17 protein-coding genes and 1 pseudogene are annotated in these 17,187 nt (G+C 63.6%); 8 read left to right on the top strand and 10 right to left on the bottom strand.

Features of this window, described 5'->3' with window-relative positions:
* Positions 1-119: 119 nt before the first annotated feature.
* Together AC0L2K_RS01025 and AC0L2K_RS01020 are read left to right on the top strand one after the other, a co-directional pair.
* Complete coding sequence (locus tag AC0L2K_RS01025; protein ID WP_091592171.1) at positions 120-899, top strand: Bax inhibitor-1/YccA family protein; 780 nt, start codon at positions 120-122, stop codon at positions 897-899.
* Between the two features lie 117 nt (positions 900-1,016).
* Positions 1,017-1,591: pseudogene (locus AC0L2K_RS01020) on the top strand (GNAT family N-acetyltransferase).
* Here AC0L2K_RS01020 and AC0L2K_RS01015 read toward each other — a convergent pair.
* Together AC0L2K_RS01015 and AC0L2K_RS01010 are read right to left on the bottom strand one after the other, a co-directional pair.
* The gene (locus AC0L2K_RS01015) at positions 1,592-1,978 is read right to left on the bottom strand and encodes a DUF2794 domain-containing protein (RefSeq protein ID WP_023803338.1); all 387 of its coding nucleotides are present in this window, start codon (positions 1,976-1,978) and stop codon (positions 1,592-1,594) included.
* Between the two features lie 590 nt (positions 1,979-2,568).
* Positions 2,569-3,363, bottom strand: a complete 795-nt coding sequence (locus AC0L2K_RS01010) for a DUF1223 domain-containing protein (protein WP_091592176.1) — start codon at positions 3,361-3,363, stop codon at positions 2,569-2,571.
* A gap of 178 nt (positions 3,364-3,541) precedes the next feature.
* On the opposite strand from AC0L2K_RS01010, the gene AC0L2K_RS01005 reads away from it, so the two are divergent.
* Positions 3,542-4,237, top strand: a complete 696-nt coding sequence (locus tag AC0L2K_RS01005) for a ceramidase domain-containing protein (RefSeq protein ID WP_473530361.1) — start codon at positions 3,542-3,544, stop codon at positions 4,235-4,237.
* A 71-nt stretch (positions 4,238-4,308) separates the two neighbouring features.
* On the opposite strand, the gene acnA is transcribed toward AC0L2K_RS01005, so the two are convergent.
* Positions 4,309-6,999, bottom strand: a complete 2,691-nt coding sequence (acnA, locus tag AC0L2K_RS01000) for an aconitate hydratase AcnA (protein WP_473530360.1) — start codon at positions 6,997-6,999, stop codon at positions 4,309-4,311.
* Between the two features lie 285 nt (positions 7,000-7,284).
* Here acnA and ccmA point away from each other — a divergent pair, with 285 nt between their 5' ends.
* From ccmA to AC0L2K_RS00980, 4 genes are all read left to right on the top strand, one after another.
* Positions 7,285-7,893, top strand: a complete 609-nt coding sequence (ccmA, locus tag AC0L2K_RS00995) for a heme ABC exporter ATP-binding protein CcmA (protein ID WP_287225063.1) — start codon at positions 7,285-7,287, stop codon at positions 7,891-7,893.
* Positions 7,894-7,939: 46 nt separating this feature from the next.
* The gene (gene ccmB / locus AC0L2K_RS00990; RefSeq protein ID WP_473530359.1) at positions 7,940-8,605 is read left to right on the top strand and encodes a heme exporter protein CcmB; all 666 of its coding nucleotides are present in this window, start codon (positions 7,940-7,942) and stop codon (positions 8,603-8,605) included.
* A 149-nt stretch (positions 8,606-8,754) separates the two neighbouring features.
* Complete coding sequence (ccmD, locus tag AC0L2K_RS00985) at positions 8,755-8,922, top strand: heme exporter protein CcmD (protein ID WP_023803344.1); 168 nt, start codon at positions 8,755-8,757, stop codon at positions 8,920-8,922.
* Positions 8,919-9,497, top strand: coding sequence for a DsbE family thiol:disulfide interchange protein (locus AC0L2K_RS00980; protein ID WP_023803345.1), 579 nt, complete (start codon positions 8,919-8,921; stop codon positions 9,495-9,497). Before ccmD ends, AC0L2K_RS00980 begins: the two co-directional genes overlap by 4 nt.
* Positions 9,498-9,586: 89 nt before the next feature.
* On the opposite strand, the gene AC0L2K_RS00975 is transcribed toward AC0L2K_RS00980, so the two are convergent.
* The gene (locus AC0L2K_RS00975) at positions 9,587-9,754 is read right to left on the bottom strand and encodes a hypothetical protein (protein WP_023803346.1); all 168 of its coding nucleotides are present in this window, start codon (positions 9,752-9,754) and stop codon (positions 9,587-9,589) included.
* A gap of 273 nt (positions 9,755-10,027) precedes the next feature.
* Here AC0L2K_RS00975 and AC0L2K_RS00970 point away from each other — a divergent pair, with 273 nt between their 5' ends.
* The gene (locus AC0L2K_RS00970; protein ID WP_473530358.1) at positions 10,028-10,942 is read left to right on the top strand and encodes an SMP-30/gluconolactonase/LRE family protein; all 915 of its coding nucleotides are present in this window, start codon (positions 10,028-10,030) and stop codon (positions 10,940-10,942) included.
* Between the two features lie 211 nt (positions 10,943-11,153).
* Here AC0L2K_RS00970 and AC0L2K_RS00965 read toward each other — a convergent pair whose 3' ends face one another.
* The 6 genes from AC0L2K_RS00965 to dapF form a co-directional block, all read right to left on the bottom strand.
* Positions 11,154-11,687 carry an NADPH-dependent FMN reductase gene (locus AC0L2K_RS00965; protein ID WP_473530357.1) on the bottom strand — a complete coding sequence of 178 codons (534 nt, stop codon included), beginning with the start codon at positions 11,685-11,687 and terminating at the stop codon, positions 11,154-11,156.
* 39 nt (positions 11,688-11,726) lie between these two features.
* The gene (locus AC0L2K_RS00960; RefSeq protein ID WP_128171119.1) at positions 11,727-12,347 is read right to left on the bottom strand and encodes a pyridoxamine 5'-phosphate oxidase family protein; all 621 of its coding nucleotides are present in this window, start codon (positions 12,345-12,347) and stop codon (positions 11,727-11,729) included.
* An 18-nt stretch (positions 12,348-12,365) separates the two neighbouring features.
* Positions 12,366-13,040, bottom strand: a complete 675-nt coding sequence (locus AC0L2K_RS00955) for a septation protein A (RefSeq protein ID WP_023803351.1) — start codon at positions 13,038-13,040, stop codon at positions 12,366-12,368.
* 62 nt (positions 13,041-13,102) lie between these two features.
* The gene (gene ftsY, locus AC0L2K_RS00950; RefSeq protein WP_473530356.1) at positions 13,103-14,851 is read right to left on the bottom strand and encodes a signal recognition particle-docking protein FtsY; all 1,749 of its coding nucleotides are present in this window, start codon (positions 14,849-14,851) and stop codon (positions 13,103-13,105) included.
* Positions 14,852-14,862: 11 nt separating this feature from the next.
* Complete coding sequence (gene mtaB, locus AC0L2K_RS00945) at positions 14,863-16,182, bottom strand: tRNA (N(6)-L-threonylcarbamoyladenosine(37)-C(2))-methylthiotransferase MtaB (protein ID WP_287225058.1); 1,320 nt, start codon at positions 16,180-16,182, stop codon at positions 14,863-14,865.
* Entirely contained in the window at positions 16,182-17,066 is an 885-nt protein-coding gene (gene dapF, locus AC0L2K_RS00940; RefSeq protein ID WP_128175371.1) for a diaminopimelate epimerase, read from the bottom strand. The genes mtaB and dapF overlap by 1 nt, the downstream gene beginning before the upstream one ends.
* Between the last annotated feature and the right edge of the window lie 121 nt (positions 17,067-17,187).

Raw genomic sequence — 17,187 nt, 5'->3', positions numbered from 1 at the left:
CTTGTTCTTGACGCGAATAACCATCATATTTCGCGGCAGGCATGCTGGAGCCCCGCCAGCGGCGCCTCGGTCCAAATCGACCGGACACCGGACGGGGCAGAAGCAATATGAGGATTTCCATGGCTGAACCCGTTCGCAATTATCAGACGCGTGCCGTGCCCGGCGTCGGCGTCGATGCTGCTATCGACCAGGGCCTGCGCGCTTATATGATCAAGGTCTACAATCTGATGGGGCTTGGCCTCCTCATCACCGGCCTCGCCGCGGTCGGAACGATCATGCTGGCCACCACCACCGATCCGGCTTCGGCGGTCGCTACGCTGCCGAACGGCGATATGCTGACATCCTTCGGCTACGCGATCTTCGGCTCGCCGCTGAAATGGCTAGTGATCTTTGCCCCCCTGGCAGCGGTGCTGTTCCTGTCGTTTCGCGTCCAGTCGATGAGCGTTTCGGCCGCGCAGACGACGTTCTGGGTCTATGCCGGCCTCGTCGGCCTGTCACTGTCGTCGATCTTCCTGGTCTACACCACCGCCAGCATCTCGCAGACCTTCTTCGCCACCGCCGCCGCCTTTGGCGGGCTGTCGCTCTACGGCTACACGACCAAGCGCGATCTTTCCGCGCTCGGTTCGTTCCTGATCATGGGCCTGGTCGGTCTGATCATCGCAAGTGTGATCAACATCTTCCTGCAGTCGTCGGCGCTTTCCTTCGCCGTTTCGGCGATCGGCGTGCTGATCTTCGCAGGGCTGACCGCCTACGACACGCAGAACATCAAGGAGATGTATTTCGAGGGCGACGAGACTGATGTCGCCGGCCGCAAAGCTATCATGGGCGCTCTGAGGCTCTATCTCGACTTCATCAACCTGTTCATGTTCCTGCTGCAGTTCATGGGCGATCGCCGTTAACAACGGCCCCTTGAGTCTGTGGACCAGCGAATTAGGAAAGGGCGGCCCAACGGCCGCCCTTTCCTTCTGTGCCGGCCTTTGCTGTTATAGAAGGCAGATGAACGGCTTGCATAAATTATGAGCAGCATCACGATACGCGGCGCGACAGCGGCCGATCTCGACCGGATCACCGCCATCTATGCCGATGCGGTGATCCACGGCACGGCGAGCTACGAACTGGAGCCGCCTGATCGTGCCGAGATGGGCGAGCGCTTCGACAGTTTGATAGCGGGCGGCTTTCCCTATCTGGTGGCGGAAAAAGCCGGCATCGTGCTCGGTTATGCCTATGCCGGCGCCTTCCGGGCGCGGCCTGCGTACCGGTTCATCGTCGAAGATTCTGTCTATGTCGCGCCCGAGGCCAAGGGCCATGGCATCGGGCTGAAGCTGATGCAAGGGCTGATCGCGGCGGCCGAGGCGGGGCGGGCTTCCGCCAGATCATCGCGGTGATCGGCGACGGTCGGCCGGACAGTGCCTCGGTCCGGCTGCATGAAAAGCTCGGCTTTCGCCATTCGGGCCGTCTGGAAGCCTCCGGCTACAAGCTCGGACGCTGGCTCGACACGGTGTTCATGCAACTGCCGATCAATGGCGGGTCTCAGGTTCCGCCCGATCCCAACTCACTGCCGGAACGGAGATTCCGGAAGCACAACAAGTAGTTAGGCCTCGACAAGTTTCAGCGTGCGGTCGAACACGCCAAGCACGCGGCCAAGCTCCTGGCCGCGCTTAAGGATGCGGCCGCCGGCGGCGATGACGGCGAAAGCCCCTTGCCGGCGCGCCAGCTTCGGATCCTTGACGATCTGGAACAGCGGCACCTCGCTGGTGCGACGGAAGACGGAAAAGACGGCGCGGTCGGCAAGATGGTCGATGGCGTAGTCGCGCCATTCATTGGCGGCGACCATGCGCCCGTAAAGCCTCAGGATCTGGTCCAATTCACGCCGGTCGAACCGCACCGGCTGGTCGAGGCGTTCACGTCTTGCCTCATGCAGCGGGATCAGTATTGCGGATGCGTCCCCATCCTCCGTCCCACTGCCGTGATCAGTCATGCCTCGATCCCTTCGAATGAATCTTACATCAATCAAAGTTGGCGCTTTCGCCATGGAATTGCAAGCCCGGCTGGGGAAAGGCTGGCGGCGCAACGTTTCCGCGGTGTCCAGTCACGTTTATAAAAACGCCCGTTGAAATTGGTGATGCTTTGCCACAATCCTGCCTTCTTTTAACCGCGCTAAAGCCCCAATCTCCGACGAATTTACGGGTGTTGCCTGAGACGGTTCGGTCCGGCACTGGCTCGTAAACCCCAAGCCCCCCGCCCACGGGTCTGCGTCGGATCGAACCAACCTCGGTTTCTCCCTTGGAGAAATCGAGTGCGACGATCCCAAAATCTAAATGACCGGCGTCAGAAGCAAGTTGACGTCGGTTTTTTATTTTATTGGCCGAGTGAATGCGCAGCCTTCCCTTCTCCCCTTGTGGGAGAAGGTGTCGCCGAAGGCGACGGATGAGGGATGTCGCAGCTTGGTAATTTGCTTGAAATCGCCGCTGCCTCATTCCTTCGAAGTTGCGCGCCGATCCACCACCCGGGGCGAGTCGTGGGCCTCGCCCGCCCTTCGGGCCCCACAAGGGGAGAAGGAGAGGGCGTTCAGGGCTTGTGGATCAGGGCGGCGCCCAGGATGGGACCCGGCATGCCGTCCTTGCCCACCGATTGCAGCAGCACGGCGCAGCCGCCTTTCTTGGCAATCACGCTCATCGGCAATTCGTAGCGCTGCGCCTTGCCGTGCCACATGCCGGCGGTCTGGATGCCGGAGACGGCGTTCCAATAGGTCATGCTGCGGCCGGTGTTCTCGCCCTTGCCGATCTTGATCGTCTGCGGCGGGTCGAAATAGACGATGACGACATGGGCATCGCTGGGGCCGCTCCCGGCATCGCCGGCGTCGATGATGACGCGGTCGCTGGTCCGGCTGACGTCGATGGGGACCTGCATGCCTTCGCCGGACGTTTCCATGCGGGCGAGCGCGCCGTCGACTTCCTCGCGGCGGGCGCCGTTGACATGGCTGCGGCCATTGATGACGGCCTGCGGCGTATAGACCGAGCGGCTGCCGAAGGCACGCATATATTCATACTGCCGCTCGGTGTTCTCCTTGCGGCTCAGCGTGTCCTTCCAACCGAGATAATCCCAGTAGTCGACGTGATAGGCGAGCGCGACGATGTTCTCCTTGGCGGCAAGCTCGGCGAAAAATGCATCGGCCGGCAGGCAGGAACTGCAGCCCTGGCTGGTGAAGAGCTCGACCACGCCCAAGGGCTGGCCGACCAGGGATTTATCTGTCTGGGAGCGGTCGGCCTCGCCGGCAAGCGCATTGGCGGCAAGTCCAGCTCCGGCAAGCACCGAGAGGGCCAGCGCAAACGCCGCAAGCCGCAATGGTCTTCGAGGTGTCATGGCCGTTTCGACTCCCGCCGGTGATGGCCGGCTTTGTTCTGGTTGGCGAAATATGTGGCAGAAGCGGCAGTCAACGGGAAGTCACGTTGCGGTGAAATTCTACCGTTGCGACAAACTGCAAGGGCGCAACAGGATGGGCTACACTTCAAGGTAGATACCGATTCGGGCGACAATCAGCATGTGGCAAACTCTCCTGACGCCGGTCGACCTGTACTGCGAGCGGGTCGGGCCACAGTTCTGGGCCGAACCGGTCAACGCACTGACCAATATGGCTTTTCTTGTCGCTGGGCTGTGGGGTGTCCGGGAGGTGCGCCGGCGCGGCACAGGCATCTTCGCCGAAATTCTGGCCTGGTGGGTGGTGGCGATCGGCACCGGCTCGGCGCTGTTCCACACCTTTGCCAACCATGCCACTGTCTGGGCCGACGTGCTGCCGATCGCCGGGTTCACGCTGGCCTACACGCTGTTCAACCTGCGCCGTTTCCTCGGTATGAAATGGGGCAAGGCGATCGCCATCTTCTTCGCCTTCTATGCCGTCACCGGGTTGTTGACCTCGGCCGTGCCGTACTGGCTGCGCCAGGCATCGAACGGCACGACCGGCTACCTGCCGCCCTTCCTGGCGCTCGCCTTCTTCGGCGCCTGGGTGGCGGCGAGCGGCAACCGCGCCGGCTGGTACAATCTGGCGGGCTCGGCGATCTTCGTCGTGTCGGTCATCTTCAGGACGATCGATCCGCTGGTTTGCGGCAGCTTCCCGCTCGGCACGCATTTCCTGTGGCACATCCTCAACGGGCTGATGCTCGGCGTGCTGCTGGCGGCGGCGGCGCGGTTCGGAGGGCCGAAATTAGGGCAGTATGGCAGTAGGGCAGTAGGGCAGTAGGAGTAGGACGAGGCAGCGGAGGCGACTTTTCCCCTACTGCCTTACTGCCCTACTCCCCTATTCCCTTCACATTATGCGGCCAGATCGCGCAGCACATATTGCAGGATGCCGCCGTTCTTGAAGTAATCGAGCTCGTCCAGCGTATCGATGCGGCAGATGATCGGAATGTTCTTCACCGTGCCGTCGCCATAAGTGATCTTCGCAATCATCTTCTGACGCGGCTTGATGGCGCTCAGCCCGTCGATTTCGACCAGTTCGTCGCCCTTGAGGTTGAGCGAGGCCCATGAGGTGCCCTCCTCGAAGACGAACGGGATGACCCCCATGCCGACCAGGTTCGAGCGGTGGATGCGCTCGAAGGACTGAGCGATGACGGCGCGAACACCCAACAGGTTGGTGCCCTTGGCCGCCCAGTCGCGCGACGAGCCGTTGCCGTATTCGACACCGGCGAAGATGACCAGCGGCACGCCTTCCTTCTTGTACTCCATGGCGGCGTCGTAGATCGATTTCTCTTCCTTCGACGGATAGTGAATCGTGTAGCCGCCCTCGCGGCCGTTCTCACCCAGCATGTGGTTGCGGATGCGGATATTGGCGAAGGTGCCGCGCATCATCACCTCGTGATTGCCGCGCCGTGTGCCGTATTGATTGAAGTCGGCAACCCCGACGCCATGATCGATGAGGTACTTGCCGGCCGGCGAGGCCGCCTTGATCGAGCCGGCCGGTGAGATGTGGTCGGTGGTGATCTTGTCGCCGAACAGGCCGAGCACGCGGGCGCCCTTGATGTGGCCGATCGTGCCGAAGCCCGATGTCATGCCAGCGAAGTAGGGCGGGTTCTGCACATAGGTCGAATTGTTGTCCCAGGAATAGGTCTGACCTTCCGGCGCCTTGACGTTCTGCCAGTATTCGTCGCCCTTGAAGACGTCGGCATATTTGCGGGCGAACAGTTCGCGCGTCACGTTCTTCTCGATGAACTCCTGGATCTCGACCGAGCTCGGCCAGATGTCCCTGAGGTAGACCGGGTTGCCGTCGCGGTCCTCGCCGAGCGGTTCGGTGGTCAGATCCTTGGTCACGGTCCCGGCCAGTGCGTGGGCGACGACCAGCGGCGGCGAAGCGAGGTAGTTCGCCTGCACGTCGGGCGAGACGCGGCCTTCGAAATTGCGGTTGCCGGAAAGCACCGCGGCAGCAATCAAGCCCTTGTCGTTGATGGTTCTGGAGATCGGCGCCGGCAACGGGCCGGAATTGCCGATGCAGGTGGTGCAGCCGAAGCCGACCAGATTGAAGCCGATCTGGTCCAGTTCCTTCTGCAGGCCGGATTTCTCCAGATATTCGGCGACGACCTGGCTGCCCGGCGCCAGCGATGTCTTGACCCACGGCTTCTGCTTGAGCCCGAGCCGGTTGGCGTTGCGTGCCAGCAACCCGGCGCCGATCAGCACGCTCGGGTTCGACGTGTTGGTGCAGGAGGTGATGGCGGCAATGACGACGTCGCCATGGCCAAGGTCGTAGTCGGTGCCCTCGACGGCATAGCGCTTGTCGATTTCGACCGCCTTCTTGTATTCGGTTTCCATCGCCTTGACAAAGCCGGCCGGAATGCCTTCGAGCGCGACCCGGCCCTCTGGACGCTTGGGGCCGGCCATCGACGGCACGACACTGCCGAGATCGAGCTCGAGCAGGTCGGTGAAGACCGGATCGGCCGACCCGGTATCGCGCCACATGCCTTGCGCCTTGGCGTATGCCTCGACCAGCGCGATGCGGTTTTCCTCGCGGCCGGACATGGTGAGGTAGCGGATGGTTTCGCCATCGACCGGAAAGAAGCCGCAGGTCGCGCCATATTCGGGCGCCATATTGCCGATGGTGGCGCGGTCGGCCAGCGTCATGTTGGACAGACCCGGACCGAAGAATTCGACGAACTTGCCGACGACGCCCTTCTTGCGCAGCATCTGGGTGACGGTGAGCACGAGATCGGTGGCGGTGACGCCTTCCCTGAGCCTGCCGGTGAGCCGGAAGCCGATGACTTCGGGCAACAGCATGGAGACGGGCTGGCCAAGCATCGCGGCCTCGGCCTCGATGCCGCCGACGCCCCAGCCGAGCACGCCAAGGCCGTTGATCATGGTGGTGTGCGAATCGGTGCCGACGCAGGTGTCGGGATAGGCGGTGGTTTCGCCGCCTTCAGTGTTGGTCCACACGACCTGGCCGAGATATTCGAGATTGACCTGGTGGCAGATGCCGGTGCCGGGCGGCACGACGCGGAAGTTGCGGAAAGCCTGCTGGCCCCATTTCAGGAATTTGTAGCGTTCCTCGTTGCGCTCGTATTCAAGCTCGACATTCCGGGCGAAAGCCAGCGGCGTGCCGAACTCATCGACGATGACCGAGTGGTCGATGACCAGGTCGACCGGCACCAGCGGATTGATCTTTTGCGGGTCGCCGCCGAGCGAGGCCATGGCATCGCGCATGGCGGCCAGGTCGACCACGGCCGGAACGCCAGTGAAATCCTGCATCAGCACGCGGGCCGGGCGATAGGCGATCTCGACCCCGGCGGTGCCCCTGTCGGTCAGCCAGCCGGCGACCGCCTGGATGCTCTCCTTGGTGACGGAACGGCCGTCCTCGTTGCGCAACAGGTTCTCCAGCAGCACCTTCATCGAATAGGGCAGTTGGGCGATGTCGGTGAGGCCGTTCTTCTCGGCCTCGACGAGGTCGTAGTAAACATAATCGGAGCCGCCCGCGGTCAGCGTGCGGCGGCAATTGAAACTATCGAGGGATTTTGACACGTGCGATCCGTCCTTGTCTGTTCAGCCTGAAAGGGAACGGACGCCGATGGCATGCAATCACGCGCAAAGGTGCGGGTACGGCCATTTCCGCTGTCCGTTCCCAGCCAACCCGAGCCGTTCAAGGCGGCGCGTGCGCTGGTTCGGCGCTAATTCGCTTCCCGTGCCGACCGCTGGCACGGATGCCCCGCATATAGAGAATTTCCTGGAATAGTTCTAGACAGTCGAACGGCTATTTTGTGCGATGCGGCAGCTGCCGTGGCGCGATGTTTTCGGGACGGGCATGGAATGCGGCTGATCGCCGAAAATCTGGGCGGCGAACGCGGCGGCGAGGCGGTTTTTTCCGGCCTCGACTTTGCCCTTGGCAAAGGCCAGGCGCTGATCGTCACCGGGCCGAACGGCGCGGGAAAATCGACACTGCTCAGGGTCGTTGCCGGGTTGCTGCCGGTGGTGGCAGGCCGTTTGCTTCTCGAAGGTGGCGGTGAGGATTTTCCGTCGGTCGCCTCGGCCTGCCACTATCTCGGCCACCAGAACGCGATGAAGACGGCGCTGAGCGTGGCGGAGAATCTGCGCTTCTGGCGCGATTTTTCGGGTGCGGATTTTTTGAGCGCCGAAGAGGCGCTGGCAATGGTCGGGCTTGACGGTATCGGCCATCTGCCGTTCGGCTATCTCTCCACCGGGCAACGCCGCCGCGCGGCGATCGCAAAACTGCTGGTCAGCCGGCGGCCGCTGTGGCTGCTCGACGAGCCGACGGCCGGATTGGACAAGGCTTCGGAAGAGCGATTCGGCCGGCTGATGCGGGAGCACTGTTCGGAGGGCGGAATCATTATTGCGGCGACGCATCTGCCGCTGGGGTTGGAGGGGGCACAAGAATTGAGGATGGGGGAAACTCGGTAATGTCGGCAGGACAGAGGGGGGTGCCTGGGCAAGGGCATCTAAAACCATGCTAGCCCTCTTCCTGCGCGATATCCGCCTGAGTATCCGGGCCGGCGGCGGGGCGCTGACCGGCGTGATCTTCTTTCTCGCGGTGATCGCCACGATCCCGTTCGGCGTCGGGCCGGACCTCAATCTGCTTGCCCGCATCGGCCCGGCGATCCTGTGGATCGGCGCCTTGCTGGCTTGCCTGCTCGGTCTCGACCGATTGTTCCAGGCCGACCGGGAAGACGGCTCGCTCGATCTGCTGGTGCTCGGCGACGACCGGCAGATGCTGGCGCTGACCGTGCTGACAAAATGCCTGGCGCATTGGGCAGGAAGCGTGCTGCCGCTGGTCATCGCGGCACCCCTGCTCGGCCTGTTCATGAACATGGAGCCGATCGGCATCGGCGCCACGGCGCTGACCCTTCTGGTCGGCACGCCGGCGATTACCTTCATCGGCGCTGCCGGTGCGGCGGTGGCGGTGGCACTGCCGCGCGGCGGGCTGCTGATCTCGGTGCTGGTGCTGCCGCTGACCATCCCGGTGCTGATCTTCGGCGTCTCGGCAAGCTATGGCGCGGTGGCGAACCTTGATCCGTTTCTGCAGCCTTTCCTCATTCTTGCCGCGCTGACCTTGTTTCTTGCCGTGCTGGGGCCGGTTGCGGCAGCGTTGGCGCTGCGCCATGGAACCGACTGATTTGGCCGGCCATGTTGGTGATTACAGGGCGTCAAAGGCTGCGGCGCTGCTGTCGATTGCGAAGCCGATGGCGCAGGGTTAAAGGAAGGCATGTTGGAACGAAGCGAAATGGTCCGGCTGAAAGGTTTTGCACCGGAGGAGCGACCCCTATGAGCGCGCATGCGCTCTATGTGACCGCTGCCTATGCCATTACGGCCGTGGTGCTGGCCGGGCTGATCGGCTGGATCCTACTCGACCAGCGTGCACGCAGACGAGACCTCGCCGAGCTGGAAGCGTCCGGCGTGCGGCGGCGCTCCGACAAGGCGGGGAAATCATGAGCATGGAGACGGAAACGCCGGCGCGCTCACGCCGCCTGATCGTGCTGTTGCCGCTGCTGATTTTCCTCGGGCTGGCGGGGCTGTTCCTGACGCAGCTGCTGTCCGGCCGCGACACTTCGGAAGTGCCATCGGCGCTGATCGGCCTGCCGGCGCCGCAGACCAATCTGCCGGCGCTGGAGGGCATGAATTTGCCGGGGCTTGATTCCAGGCAGTTTGCCGGCAAGGTCACGCTCGTCAACGTCTTCGCGTCGTGGTGCGGGCCGTGCCGCGACGAACATCCGCTGCTGCTGGCGCTGTCGCAGGACAAGCGCTTCGTCATCGCCGCCCTCAACTACAAGGACCAGCCGGAAAACGCCCGCCGGTTCCTCGGCGATCTCGGCAACCCGTTCCAGGCGATCGGCGTCGACACGGCAGGGCGCGCGGCGATCGACTGGGGGGTCTACGGCGTGCCGGAAACCTTCGTCGTCGGCAAGGACGGCAAGATCGCCTACAAGCACGTCGGCCCGCTGACGCCGGGCTCAGCACAAGCGCTGCTGTTGCCGGAGATCGAGAAGGCGCTGGCAGCACCCGGCTGATGGCCCCGCCGTTTCGTCATCCTTGGGTCTTCACTCCGCTTTGCGTCGTTACGCCCAAGGATTACGAACGTGATAGGTCGACCGAAGATTCAGCCGTAGACCTGCTTGTGGACCTGGTAGAGCATTTCGCTGCGGTCGGCGCGCATGTCGGCCAGATCGCGGCTGGAAAACGAATCGATTTCGGCGATGAGGCGGTTGTATTGCCGGCGCTTGGCGATGCTGGTGCGAGCGCGGCTCATTAGGCTGTCGAGAATCATAGCGAGGTTCCTTCTGTGCCGCTTTGTTGCGGCAGGTTGTTCCTCCCTGATCGATACGCAGCATGACATAGTTATGGTGCATCGCAAAAAGAAGATGTTGCAATGCACCATTGCGCTGGGCGCATAGCCGGTTAACGGCGCATGGGCCCGCCCTTCCATCCGTCAGTCGAGCAAGGGCCGCATTGCCTGTCCCGATACACGATCTTGCCATATCGATCGCCGGCTGGCTTGATCGCGCCGGCACCAACGATTTGCATGACCCGGGAGAAAACCATGGCCGAAGACTACGAAATTCTCGATCCACGCTTTGCGCGGCTGTTCAACGGCAACGCACAGGTGGACAAGCTGTTCACCGGATGCCGGTGGGCCGAAGGGCCGGCCTGGTTTGCGGCCGGCCGTTATGTGGTCTGGTCCGACATTCCCAACAACCGCATGCTGCGCTACGACGAGACCGACGGCAGCGTCAGCGTGTTCCGGCAGCCGTCGGGCAATTCCAACGGCAACACCGTCGACCGGCAGGGCCGGCTGGTCACTTGCGAGCATTCGGGCCGCCGGGTCAGCCGCACCGAGCATGACGGCTCGATCACCACCATAGCCGACAAATGGCGCGGCAAGCGGCTGAACTCGCCCAACGATGCGGTGGTCAAGTCCGATGGTTCGATCTGGTTCACCGACCCGACCTACGGCATCGATACGGATTATGAGGGCGACAAGGCCGAGAGCGAGATCGGCGCCTGCCATGTCTACCGGGCCGACCCCGGCACCGGCGAGATCGAAGCGGTGATCACCGACATGGTCAGGCCCAACGGGCTTGCCTTCTCGCTCGACGAGAGCAAGCTCTATGTCGTCGATACCGGCCGCACGCATGGCGCGCAGAATCCGGCGCATATGCGGGTGTTCGATGTCGAAGGGGCCGGCAAGAAGATCTCAGGCGGAAAGGTCTTCGCCGATTGCACGGCCGGCCTGTTCGATGGTTTTAGGCTCGACGACCAAGGCCGGATCTGGACCAGTGCCGCCGACGGCATCCATTGCTACGATCCCGACGGAACGCTGATCGGCAAGATCAAGGTGCCGGAAGTCGTCGCCAATTGCGTGTTCGGCGGCGGCAAGCTGAACTGCCTCTACATCGCCGGCACGACCTCGCTCTACATGGTCCGGCTGATGGTCAACGGCGCAAAGACATTTTGAGCGGCCCTGGGGTCTTCGAAGAGGTCGCTGCGCGTGACTGGTTCGTCGGCGAGACCAATGTCGCGGCGTTGAGACCGAAGGGAAATTTGCGAGAGGCTGCGGGACAGCGCCCCGCTCTGCCCTGCCGGGCATCTCCCCCACTTGGGGGCTTCGTCGCCGACGCGCTTAGCATTCGCTCCGCCCGGGATAACGAAAGCACGGTGGCCGCCGCTTAACGCGACCGGATGAAATCGGCGAAGGCCGAAATGGCGTTGTGCATTGCCAGTTGGCTTGCCGGCTCCGACAGGATTTTGTCCACCTCCGGTGGCCTCTTGCCGAGCAGGGCGATTTCGAGCGCGGTGTCTTCAAAAAGCGCGAAAGACATGGTGCGCATGATCTCGGCCAGAGCCGCGCGGGCAAACAGCGAGCGCGGCGAGGTGTGCACCAGCATGGCCGGCTTGCCGACAGCTGCATCGCGCGACACCAGCCAGTCGAGCGCGTTCTTCAGCCCGCCCGGTACGCCATGGGCATACTCAGGGCAGGAGACGATCACGCCGTCCGCGGCGGTGACCGCGTCGATCAGCGCGGATGCTTGCGGTGGCGTCCGCTCGCCTTCGTCATCCGGATTGAAAATCGGCAGCCGGCCAAGCCCGTCATAGACGGATACGTGACAGTCCGGCGGCGCGTTTTGCGCGAGCGCCGCGACCAGGGCCGAATTGGTCGAGGCGGCGCGCAGGCTGCCGGAAATGGCGAGGATGTTCAGCAAAGGCTTAGAGGCGGGCTCGGCGATTCGTGGTCGGGCACACTACCACATGGTGTGTTTGTATTCTTCGTCCAGCCAGCGGTCGGTCGCCTCGGCCGAATCGGCGAGCGCCAGCTGGTCGCGCAGGATCTGGCCGAGCGTCGGCAGCGTCGCGCGGTCGTACCAGGTTTCCGGCTTCCACAGATCGGAGCGCATGAAGGCCTTGGCGCAATGCATGTAGGCGGCCTTGACCGTCACCAGGACGACGCTTTGCGGTTCCTTGCCGTCGACGGCGAGCCGCTCGCGCAAAGCCGCATCGACGGTGATGCGGGCGTCGCCGTTGACGCGCAGCGTCTCGTTCATGCCCGGGATGAGGAAAAGCAGCCCGACCGAAGGGTTGAGAAGAATGTTCTCCAGCGTGTCGAGCCGGTTGTTGCCGGGCCGGTCGGGGATGGCGATGGTCTTCTCGTCGAGCACGGCGGCAAAGCCCGGCCTATCGCCCTTCGGCGTCACATCGGCATTGCCGGCGCCGTCCGAGGAGCCAATCAGCACGAAGGGGCTTTTGCCGATGAAGGAACGGCCGTGGCCATCCAGCGCCTTCAGTTCCTTGCGGATCGAGCCGTCGGTCGGCCGAGGCGTCTTGTAGATCGTTCTCAGCTCTTCGCGCGTGGTGACGAATTCCATGCCCTCTCCTTAAAATCGTTACTTGCCGGGCTTCCCTTCCGTTCCGGTCTTGCCTTCAAGCGAATGGCGCATGATCAGCGGCATCTGGCTGAAGGTGAAAAGAAGGGTGATCGGCATGATGCCCCAGACCTTGAAGGTAACCCAGGCGTCGGTGGAAAAATTCCGCCAGACCACTTCGTTGACAAGGGCCAGGAACAGGAAAAACAGGCCCCAGCGGAAGGTGAGTTTCTTCCAGCCCTCGGCATCGAGGCTGAAGGCCGAATCGAAGACGTAGCCGAGCAGCGACTTGCCGAAGAACAGGCCGCCGAGCAGCACGCCGCCGAACAGCATGTTGACGATTGTCGGCTTCATCTTGATGAAGATGTCGTCCTGCAGGTAGAGCGTCAGCGCGCCGAAGACGAAGACGACGACGCCCGACACCATCGGCATGATCGGCAAGGTGCGGGTGAGCAGCCAGGACGCGGCCAGCGCGATCGCGGTCGCGGCCATGAACAGGCCGGTGGCGACGAAGATCGGTCCGCCGAATTCGGCCAGCACCGGAAATTTCTGCGACAGCCATGCGCCACGGGCGTTGGCGAAGAAGAACACCATCAACGGGCCGAGCTCCAGCACCAGCTTGAGCAGCGGATTGACGCCTTCCTTCTTCTGTTTCTGCGGGTCGGACGGGTCGCGTTCGAGGATGCGCGGGTTCATAGGCTTTCCTTCTTGCGCATGATCCTGTCCAAAAAGTCTGCAACTTCCTGGGATCAAGCTTGTTATGCCACTCCAGCGATCGCCCTGGCGAACTCGCTTGCGGAGAATGGTTCGAGGTCGTCGACCTGTTCGCCGACGCCGATGAAATAAACCGGCAATTTATGCTTTGCCGCAATCGCCACCAGAATACCGCCGCGTGCCGTGCCGTCCAGCTTGGTCATCACCAGGCCGTTGACGCCGGCGACATTGCGGAAGATCTCGACCTGGTTGAGCGCGTTCTGGCCGGTGGTGGCGTCGACCGTCTGCAGCACGGTGTGCGGCGCCTCCGGATCGAGCTTGCCCAGCACCCGGACGATCTTTTCGAGTTCCGCCATCAGCTCGGTCTTGTTCTGCAGCCGCCCGGCGGTGTCGATGATCAGCACGTCGGAGCCGGCTTGCCTGGCCTGTTCGAAGGCATCGTAGGCGAGGCCGGCGGCGTCGGCGCCAAGCTTCGAGGCGATGACCGGCGACCTGGTGCGCTCGCCCCAGATCTTCAATTGCTCGATCGCGGCGGCACGGAACGTGTCGCCGGCGGCGAGCATCACCGACAGGCCGCCGTCGGTCAGCTTTGCCGCCAGCTTGCCGATGGTCGTGGTCTTGCCGGTGCCGTTGACGCCGACGACAAGGATGACATGCGGCTTGTGGCTGAGGTCGAGCTCCAGCGGCAAGGCGACATGGGTCAGCACCTTCTCAACCTCGGTCGCCATGATGGCGCGGACTTCCGTCTCGGAGACGTCCTTGCCGTAGCGGCTGGCAGCCAGCGAATCGGTGATGCGCAAAGCCGTCTCCATGCCGAGATCGGCGCGGATCAGCACGTCCTCCAGATCCTGCAGCGTGTCCTCGTCGAGCTTGCGCTTGGTGAAGACGCCGGCGATGTTGCCTGACAGTTCCCGGGAAGAGCGGGCGAGCCCCTCCTTCATGCGCTGGAACCACGAGCGTTTCGGTGCCGGTTCCGGCGCCTTCTGCGGTTCGGCTCTCTGCCCGACCTTCCTGGTGACGGTGACCTTGCCGGGAGCCGGCTTTGGCTCCGGCGGTGGTTGCGGAACGGGCTCGCGCTTTACCTCCCCCGCGATGGGGGAGGTCCCGAGAGAAGCTCGGGGGTGAGGGTGACTGGCGCCGGCGCTGTCACCCAACCCCGCCGCTTCGCGGCGACCCTCCCCATCGAGGGGAGGGCGGGGCGCCGGTATGGCTTCAGGTTCGGGCGCGATCTCGGTAAGGACCGGCTTCGCCTCGATCGGCGCTGGCTGGCGAATGGGGGGCGGGATTTCGGCCGTCGGTGCGGCATCTTGCGCAGGTCCGCGCTGCCCCTCACCCTTACCCTCTCCCCGTGAAGGACGGGGAGAGGGGGGCGTCAGCGCAGCGGCGCCAGCCGCTGATGATGGAAGCTGAGTGGACGCTTCGACGGACGCAGGTTCGGGTTGTTTCTTCGGGGCGATTTCCGGCTGCTCGGGCTCAGGAACGTCCTGCGGCTCCGGAGTTGGCTCGGGAATCACGGGAGCAGCCGGAATCTGCTCTGGCTCTTCGACCGGATCAGGCTCCGGCTGAGCAGGCTCGGCCTCTTCAACAGGCACCGGCTGTGCCGGAGGCGCAGCTTCTGCTTCGGGCCAAGGCTCTTCGCGTTTCAAAAATTCCGGAACGGCTTGCTCGGCCGCCGGTTTCAGTGCCTCGAGCGCGTCCCATTTGATCGGCGGCAGCGGTGCGGTCTCGTCGATCCGCTCCTCGACCACTTCCTTCTTGCCGAACGAAAATATCTTCTTGAGAAAACCAGCCATGTTCTTGCGTCTCAGGCGGCGCGGGCGGCAAGCGGCGCCGCGATCAGCCGCGAGCCGTCATCGCCGGCGATATCGGCCTTAACGATTTCGCCCGGCGCACCCTCGGAGATCGCGGCAAGCGTAAACCCTTCGGTGCGGCCGAGCCCGTCGCGCTCGATCAGGATCGACTGGCGTGTTCCGGCGAGCGAGGAAAGGTGGCTGCGATAGGCGGCGTCACCGGCGGCGCGCAGCCGTGCCGCACGCTGCTTGACCAGTTCGCGGCGAAGCTGCGGCATGCGCGCGGCGGGGGTGCCTTCGCGCGGCGAAAACGGAAAGACGTGGAGATGCGTCAGCCCGCATTCCTCGACGATCTCCAACGATTTTTCGAACATGGCGTCCGTCTCGGTCGGGAAGCCGGCGATGATGTCGGCGCCGAAGACGATGCCGGGACGCAATTTGCGCAAATCCTGGCAAAAACGGATCGACTGATCCCGGTTGTGCCGGCGCTTCATCCGCTTCAGGATCATGTCGTCACCGGACTGCAGCGACAGATGCAGATGCGGCATCAGCCGGGGCTCGGTGGCGATGGCGTCGAGCAGATCGTCGTCAGCCTCGATCGAATCGATCGAGGAAAGGCGCAGGCGTTTCACGTCAGGCACCTGCTTCAGGATTGTCTTGACCAATTTGCCGAGCTTCGGGCTGCCCGGCAGGTCGGCGCCGAAACTGGTCATGTCGACGCCGGTCAGCACGATCTCGGCATAACCATTGCCGCTCAGCCGCTTGACCTGCTCGACCACGGCGCCCATCGGCACCGAGCGCGAATTGCCGCGGCCATAGGGGATGATGCAGAAGGTGCAGCGGTGGTCGCAGCCGTTCTGAACCTGGACGAACGCCCGCGCCCGGCCTTCGATGGCGTCGACCATGTGGCCGGCCGTCTCGCGCACCGAAAAGATATCATTGACGCGAGCCTTCTCGGTGTCGTTGACGCCGAAATCCGGCAGCGCGCGATAGGAATGCGCCTTCAGCTTTTCCTCGTTGCCAAGGACGAGATCGACCTCGTCCATGGCGACGAAATTCTGCGGCTCGGTCTGCGCGGCGCAGCCGGTGACGATGATGCGGGCGGCCGGATTCTCGCGGCGGGCTTTGCGGATCGACTGTTTTGCCTGGCGCACCGCCTCGCCGGTGACGGCGCAGGTGTTAAAGATGATGGCGCCGCCTTCCAGCGCGCCAAGGCCGGCGCTTTCCGCCTCTCGCCGCATCACCTCGGATTCGTAGGTGTTCAGCCGGCAGCCGAAGGTGACGACGTCAACACTTTTGGGAAGAGCGGGATCCTTCTTGGCAAGGGGAGCCATCAGGCGGCGCTTTCGGTGTCGCGGGCCCACACGCCGGTCGCCGGGTCGAAGCTGCCGGAAAATTCCCATTCGGCGGCGCCGGTGAGGATGACGTGGTCGTCGCCGCGCCACTCGACATGCAAGGAGCCACCTCCGGGCGTCACCAGGGAGACGCTGCGTCCGGTCCGCCTGGTGCGCGCGGCAGCGACGGCGGCGGCACAGGCCGCTGTGCCGCAGGCCTTGGTCAGGCCGGCGCCGCGCTCCCAGGTGCGGATGACCATCGTCTCGGCCGAGGTCACCCGCGCGATGGTGATGTTGGCGCGTTCGGGGAAGATCGGGTGGCTTTCGAGCAGCGGACCGAAGCGGTCGAGCTCATAGGACCAGACGTCGCGGTCGACCCAGAAGATGGCGTGCGGATTGCCCATCGACACGACCGAGGGCGAGTGCAGCACCGGCGCGTCGATCGGGCCGACCTGCAGCTCGATCATGCGGGTATCGCGGAATTCCTCGGCGAGCGGAATATCCTGCCAGCCGAAACGCGGCTTGCCCATGTCGACCGAGATCAGCCCGTCGGCATGTTCTTCGGCGTTGAGGATGCCGGCGACGGTCTCGAAGGCGAATGTCTTCTGGCCGGTCTCGGCGGCAAGCGCCTGCACCACGCAGCGCATGCCGTTGCCGCAGGCCTGCGCGCCGGTTCCGTCGGAATTCAGGATGTCGATGAAAAAGGCAGTGCCCGGCGTTCTGGCGTCGTGGATCGCCATGATCTGATCGAACTTCGTCGCGGCATCGGCATTGAGCGCAAGGGCGGCAGCCGGCGCCACCCGGTCGGCGCGACCGCGCATGTCGGCAACGATGATTTCGTTGCCGATGCCGTTCATCTTGGCGAAGGGGGCAGTGCTTGCCATGGATCGAAAGGTCTCATGCCGGTTTGGCGCCTATATGGCGGATAGCGGCCGGAATTACCAGTGCGAGACGCCAGCGCGCCGTGCGTCGACTTGGACGCACAAAGTGCGCTCCGACATTTTG

This window comes from Mesorhizobium sp. WSM4817 (assembly GCF_055811135.1).
Note: the sequence above shows the minus strand (reverse complement) of the source record. Positions and strands in the feature narration are given on the sequence as shown.